At 36.8% G+C, this 6,171-nt stretch carries 4 protein-coding genes and 1 pseudogene; 3 read left to right on the top strand and 2 right to left on the bottom strand.

Going from position 1 to position 6,171, the window contains the following annotated elements:
* The first annotated feature begins 335 nt into the window (after nucleotides 1–335).
* Entirely contained in the window at nucleotides 336–1,313 is a 978-nt protein-coding gene (locus ABY285_RS12030; protein ID WP_372770384.1) for a polyprenyl synthetase family protein, read from the top strand.
* Here ABY285_RS12030 and ABY285_RS12025 read toward each other — a convergent pair.
* Complete coding sequence (locus ABY285_RS12025; RefSeq protein WP_372770382.1) at nucleotides 1,310–2,830, bottom strand: GH3 auxin-responsive promoter family protein; 1,521 nt, start codon at nucleotides 2,828–2,830, stop codon at nucleotides 1,310–1,312. The two genes, ABY285_RS12030 and ABY285_RS12025, sit on opposite strands and share 4 nt — an antisense overlap.
* A 45-nt stretch (nucleotides 2,831–2,875) precedes the next feature.
* Between ABY285_RS12025 and ABY285_RS12020 the strand changes: the two genes are divergently transcribed.
* Entirely contained in the window at nucleotides 2,876–3,673 is a 798-nt protein-coding gene (locus ABY285_RS12020; protein ID WP_372770380.1) for a DUF2797 domain-containing protein, read from the top strand.
* A 779-nt stretch (nucleotides 3,674–4,452) separates the two neighbouring features.
* Nucleotides 4,453–5,331, top strand: a complete 879-nt coding sequence (gene fabD, locus ABY285_RS12015; protein WP_372770378.1) for an ACP S-malonyltransferase — start codon at nucleotides 4,453–4,455, stop codon at nucleotides 5,329–5,331.
* 573 nt (nucleotides 5,332–5,904) lie between these two features.
* On the opposite strand, the pseudogene ABY285_RS12010 reads toward fabD, so the two are convergent.
* Nucleotides 5,905–6,171 (bottom strand): annotated as a pseudogene (locus ABY285_RS12010) (UDP-glucose 4-epimerase GalE); the annotation flags it as partial.

Genomic DNA, 6,171 nt, shown 5'->3' with positions numbered 1-6,171 from the left:
AAATGAACAAAACATGTTGATGGAGTTCCAAACAATATTTTTTTGTTCACAACGACAGCTTGCTTCACTGCGTTCGCAAAGACACGTTAAAAAACAAGATGAATAAAGTTAAGTCATCTTCAGAAAATCAAAACAAAGAAACCAGCCCTATTACTTTTTTCATCAATGGAAAAAAGTAAAGAACAACTAAATAAAAAATGTGTCAATTACTTTAAGAGTTCAAAAGTGAAATGAATGCTAAGCACACCTGCAAAAAATAAATAAAATTGGTTTTTTAAACAAATTATCTGCAACGAAGCATCATGATAAAAATAAACTGCTATTTTTGTACACCTATGAAAGTTATAGAACAGATAAAACAACCCATTCTTGAAGAAATGGAACTCTTTGAAAGCAAGTTCAAAGACTCCATGGCTACAAAAGTGCCATTGTTAAACAGAATAACACAATATATCGTAAGGCGAAAAGGAAAACAAATGCGTCCTATGTTTGTTTTTCTGGTGGCCAAAATGGTCTCGGGCGGTAGATTTGAAGAACGTACTTACCGCGGCGCCTCTGTCATTGAACTGATTCATACAGCAACCTTGGTACACGACGATGTGGTGGACGAAAGCAACAAACGAAGAGGCTTTTTCTCTGTAAATGCCCTATGGAAAAACAAAATAGCCGTGCTTGTTGGCGATTTTTTATTGTCCAAAGGTTTATTGCTCTCCATTGACAACAACGATTTTGACATATTAAAACTGATTTCGGTGGCGGTAAGGGAAATGAGTGAAGGGGAACTGCTTCAAATTGAAAAAGCACGCCGACTCGACATTACTGAAGCTGTTTATTTTGAAATAATCCGCCAAAAAACAGCCACTTTAATAGCAGCCTGTTGCGGTATTGGTGCGGCTTCTGTGGGAAGTTCTGAAGAAGAAATTCAAAAAATGCGTTTGTTTGGGGAACGCATCGGGATTGCTTTTCAAATTAAAGACGACTTATTTGATTATACTGATGCCAAAATCGGGAAACCGACCGGTATTGATATTAAAGAACAAAAAATGACCTTGCCCCTTATTTATGTGTTGAATAACTGTACCAAAGAGGAGCGCGGCTGGCTGATAAAATCGGTTAAAAAGTTCCACAACGACAAAAAACGTGTAAAAGAAATTATTGCTTTCGTAAAAGAAAAAGGGGGTATTGAATATGCCACGGAGAAAATGAAAGAATACCAGTCCAAAGCTTTGGAACTCCTAGTAAGTTATCCTGATTCACCCTACAAAGACTCACTCATGACCATGGTCAATTACGTCATAGAACGTAAAATTTAATGGGCTTCAGCCAGTTCTAACAACTCTTCCAGGTGTTTTCTTGAATTAGACAATCGGGGAACTTTATGTTGTCCGCCCAGTTTCCCGTTTAATTTTAGCCAATCATAAAACAGTCCTTTTCGTCCGCAGTTAATGATGGGCATCGCCAGGGCCATATTATTATAACGCTTTGCTTCATAATCTGAGTTGATGGCCTTTAACGCATTGTCTAACAATTCCGTAAAATAATTGAGATTTTCAGGAGCGGTTCTAAATTCAATGAGCCATTCATGGCCTCCGCTTTTTTCATCCACCATAAAAATAGGGGCAACAGTAAATTCAGAAACTTCGGCACCGGTTTTTAAGCAGGCTTGTTTTAGGGCAGTTTCGGCATTTTCAATAATCAATTCTTCCCCAAAAACATTGATAAAGTGTTTGGTTCTTCCTGTAATTCTGATTCGGAAAGGGTCTAAAGACATAAATTTTACGGTATCCCCAATTAAATAACGCCACAACCCGCCATTGGTTGTAATGACCATCGCGTAGTTTGTATTAAGTTTTACTTCGGAAAGCGGAATGGCGATTGAGTTTTCTCCATCAAATTTATCCATAGGGATAAATTCGTAAAAAATTCCATAATCAAGCATTAACAGCAAGTCTAATGAATTATTGACATCCTGAATGGCAAAAAAACCTTCGGAAGCATTGTAGGTTTCAAAATATTTAAAATCCGATTTCGGAATGAGTTTTTTAAATTGTTCCCGGTAAGGATTAAAATTTACGCCACCATGAAAATAGACTTCGAGGTTTGGCCAAACTTCCAATATGTTGGTTTTTCCTGTTCTTTCCAAAACATAATTTAGCAATACCAGCATCCATGAAGGCACACCAACCAAACTGGTAATGTCCTCATCAATGGTTTCATCAGCAATGGCTTTCATTTTGCTTTCCCATTCTTCCATTAATGCGGTTTCCAGTTTTGGCGCACTGCTGTAATCGGCCCAAAAGGGCAGATTTTCAATAATAATGGCCGATAAATCACCAAAATAAGAGTTGTTGTCTTCATAAACGGCACTGCTTCCTCCCAAACGCAAACCTTTTCCTGTAAATAGTTGAGCATTAGTATTATTATTGAAATACAGGCCAAGCATGTCTTTTCCTGCTTTGAAATGGCAATCTTCCAAAGCTTCTTCACTTACAGGAATAAACTTGCTTTTTGAATTGGTAGTACCGCTCGATTTTGCAAACCATTTTATAGGCGTGGGCCAAAATACATTTTGTTCCCCTTTTCTGGTTCGTTCAATAAGGGGTTCAATGGATTCATACTGCTGAATGGGAACGTTTTTGGTGAATTCATCATAGGAGGCCATGGATGAAAATTGATATTTTTTCCCAATTTCGGTATCCTGGGCTTTCTCCAATAAATTATAAAGCAATTCTTCCTGAACATCAATCGGATATTTTAAAAATAATTCCATTTGGTGTTTCCGCTTCTTTAAAAACCACGAAATTATTGAATTAACTATTGGATAGGACATATTTTATTAAGTATCTTTAGACCTTAAATTTACTAAAAAATTACGATGCAATACCATACTGTTTTAAAAAAGATGAGGACGGAATTAAATGATGATGTGCACTATTATTTAGAAGTGGAAAATGACTTTCTGAATTTGAACCAGCTGTTGGGACGCCATATTGAAATTCATTTTGAAGGTTATCAGTGTTTGAATTGCGGAATGGAAAAGAAAATATTCAGACAAGGGTTTTGTTATGAATGCTTTTATGAAAGCGCCCAAGTAGGCGACTGGATTATGAAACCTGAATTGAGTACGGCACATTTAGGAATTGGAGACCGTAATTTGGAATATGAAGAAAAAGTGCAATTGCAGCCACACATCGTTTATCTGGCGCTTTCGAGCAATGTAAAAGTGGGGGTAACCCGTAAAACGCAGGTACCGACCAGGTGGATAGACCAAGGCGCGTCAAAAGCCATTGAAATATTGGAAGTGCCTAACCGATATTTGGCGGGAATTACGGAAGTTGCTTTAAAAGACCATGTTGCCGATAAAACGAGCTGGCAAAAAATGTTGAAAAATGAAATAGCGGATTTAGATTTAATTGAAGAAAGGGAAAAATTAAAAAAATACATTCCCAAGGAAGCCCAACCCTATTTTTTGGCGAACAACGGAAAAATTATAAGCATCGAGTATCCTGTGATCAAATATCCCATCAAAATAAAAACATTGAATCTGGAAAACACCCAGGTATTTTCAGGAAAACTGATGGGCATAAAAGGCCAGTATTTATTGTTTGAAGACGGAACAGTATTTAACATCAGAAACAGCGAAGGGTATAAAGTTCAATTGACAATTAAATAACCGCCTAATCCCCAAAGTTCAAAGTTCAAAGCTGAAAGTCTAAAGTCAAAAGTCAAAAGGTCATTTCAAAATATAATTTAAAAACAAATCAAAGAACGAGATTCACGAATACAAAAACCAATAAATGAGGGATGAGTAAATGTTTAACCTTATAGGTTATGATGAAGGATCAAAGGATAAAATAATTTAGACAATCAATCTTTAACATTACAATTAAAAAAACCGCCATAGGATTTGGAGGCGAGCGTCAAATGTTTGAAGAATCCGTAAAAAGAGGACGGAACATAAAAATAGCCAGTGGCTGTTTTTAGTGAAAGGGCCAGATGGCGCATTGGCAAAAAGCTCCTAATTTCTTTTAGGATTCAAAAACCAATTTGACCGGCGAAAATCCAAGGCTTGACTTTTTTGGCTTGGTTTATCCTGAGCGCAGCCGAAGGGTTTTTGTGTCAAGACAAAAATGAACAAAATGATGAAGAAAAAATGAATTTCATTTTACAGAAAAAGATCATCAGAATCCCCATCGCGCCGGCTGGCTCGTCGCTAAAAATGTTCACAGAACATTTTCTTAACGTTCCGCCCTATTTCTTTTTTTGGCAATGGAAAAAAGAACAAAACAAACTAATATTGTTACAACCAATAACCAGTAACCAACAACAATATAAAAATTATGCTTATTTTTGCTATTCAAATAAATAAATATGAAACGCCAGCAACAAAATAGTCTGCCAGACAAAAGAATGATGCCAAGCGTTCAATTTGACAAATAAAAAACAAAAAAAATGAAAGCATATATATTTCCGGGTCAGGGCGCCCAATATACAGGAATGGGATTGGATTTATACAATACATTTCCGTTGGCAAAAAAACTTTTTGAAGAGGCCAATGAAATTTTGGGGTTTCGCATTACAGATATCATGTTTGAAGGTGCTGCAGAAGAATTGCAGCAAACGAAAGTGACACAGCCCGCCATATTTTTGCATTCAGTAATTTTGGCCAAGATTTTAGGAAATGATTTTAAGCCTGAAATGGTGGCTGGGCATTCTTTGGGTGAATTTTCAGCTTTGGTGGCTAATGGGGTTTTGTCTTTTGAGGACGCACTTAAATTGGTTTCAAAAAGAGCGTTGGCCATGCAAAAGGCTTGTGAAATGCAAGTCTCCACCATGGCGGCTGTTTTGGGATTGGATGATGCCATTGTGGAAGAAGTGTGTGCGAGTATTGATGGTGTGGTGGTTGCGGCAAACTACAACTGTCCGGGACAACTGGTAATTTCAGGAGAACTGGAGGCTATTGACAAAGCTTGTGCGGCAATGATTGAAAAAGGGGCAAAGCGTGCGATTAAATTGCCTGTTGGCGGTGCCTTTCACTCTCCTTTAATGGAGCCTGCAAGGGAAGAACTGGCTGAAGCCATTAATAATACAATATTCCATAAACCCACTTGTCCGATTTATCAGAATGTGGTTGCAGAAGCAGTTAAGGATTCAGTTGAAATTAAGGAAAATTTAATTCTCCAATTAACGGCACCTGTACGCTGGACACAAACCATCCAACAAATGATTGCCGATGGCGCAACAGAATTTATTGAAGTCGGTCCGGGAAAAGTATTGCAGGGCTTGGTGCGAAAAATAGACAGATCCGTTAACGCAAGCAGCGCAGAATAGTCTCATTTAGAAGTTTTTAGTTAGAAGTTAAAAATTAAAAGTTGGGAAGTTGAAAATTAAAAAGTAACTAACAACCAAATAACCGTTTAACCAAATAACCGACAACCAACAACTAAGAACTAAAAACTCAAAACTAAAAATCCAAAATCATCTTCAGAAAAATAAAAACAAAGAAACCCGTCCTATGATGTTTTTCGTTGTAAAATAGGTTGTTTTTTTAGCGTTGGCTGACGTAGCAACCCAAAGAGCTTATGATAAGTTCTCAACTGAGCTGAAAGCGAAGAACCCAAAATACCCAAAGCGGTCTGGGTGATGTAGCGTAAAAAATGAGCTAATTTTACAGAAAAAGATAATCAGACTAGCCTTTTTTTGTTCTTTTTTTGGCAATGAAAAAAAGAACAAAACAAAAAAGGAATTTCAATACTTCATAGTAATTAATATTTATGAATAATGGACGATTCCGGACAATATAATAAAATTAAAAGGAAATGCCATTAGTCAATGAGATGGTTAGCCAATTTACAAATACAACTCAATATTCTAAAATACCAACAACTAAAAACCAACAACCAACTAAAGCGTAAGCTGCCATTTCCATGAAGAAATCAAGGCGTCATCTAAAGTGAGTTCAGCTTTCCATCCAAGTTCTTTATTGGCGATGGTAGTGTCAGCATAAGCCGAAGTAATGTCACCTTCTCGTCTGTCTACAAATTTGTAGTTCACTTTTTTACCGGTTACTTTTTCAAAAGTTTGAATAACTTCCAAAACAGAATTCCCTTTTCCGGTCCCTAAGTTAAATACTTCAAATTGCGCTTTGTTTTGGTTGTTTAAGAGCCTTTT

This window comes from Lutibacter sp., from assembly GCF_041555395.1.
Lineage (GTDB): Bacteria > Bacteroidota > Bacteroidia > Flavobacteriales > Flavobacteriaceae > Lutibacter.
This window is presented reverse-complemented; position numbering and strand designations above follow the sequence as displayed.

What these genes read in the sequence shown, in the direction of transcription:
- ABY285_RS12030 (WP_372770384.1), top strand. Translation starts at nt 336, where the DNA reads ATGAAAGTTATAGAACAGATAAAACAACCCATTCTTGAAGAAATGGAA.
- ABY285_RS12025 (WP_372770382.1), bottom strand. Translation starts at nt 2,830, where the DNA reads ATGTCCTATCCAATAGTTAATTCAATAATTTCGTGGTTTTTAAAGAAG.
- ABY285_RS12020 (WP_372770380.1), top strand. Translation starts at nt 2,876, where the DNA reads ATGCAATACCATACTGTTTTAAAAAAGATGAGGACGGAATTAAATGAT.
- fabD (WP_372770378.1), top strand. Translation starts at nt 4,453, where the DNA reads ATGAAAGCATATATATTTCCGGGTCAGGGCGCCCAATATACAGGAATG.